This is a genomic window from Pseudomonas viridiflava (assembly GCF_003702045.1).
GTDB lineage: Bacteria > Pseudomonadota > Gammaproteobacteria > Pseudomonadales > Pseudomonadaceae > Aquipseudomonas > Aquipseudomonas viridiflava_C.
In genome coordinates this window covers 1-229 of sequence record NZ_RBTP01000041.1, presented here as the reverse complement: position 1 = coordinate 229, position 229 = coordinate 1, and the positions used below count along the sequence as shown (strand labels likewise).

At 58.1% G+C, this 229-nt stretch carries 1 protein-coding gene; it reads left to right on the top strand.

The features are described from left to right. Positions 1 to 186, top strand: a 186-nt coding sequence (locus ALP40_RS13385) for a transposase domain-containing protein (protein ID WP_147478319.1), incomplete at its 5' end; no start/stop codon positions are given. Between the last annotated feature and the right edge of the window lie 43 nt (positions 187 to 229).

The window sequence follows — 229 nt, the reverse complement described above, 5'->3', positions numbered from 1 at the left end:
AGCGACACGCCCAAGGGCGCGACGGCCAGTGCTCAACTGTACAGCCTGGTCGAGACTGCCAAAGCCAACGGCCAGGAGCCCTATGCGTGGCTGCGCCACGCACTTGAACGTTTGCCAACGGCGACATCGGTAGAGGATTACGAAGCCTTGCTGCCGTGGAACTGCGAACCTCGACTTCACAGCTAAGCGCTTTACCTATCTTTAGCCAAGTGAGGTTTATGGAGCGCTT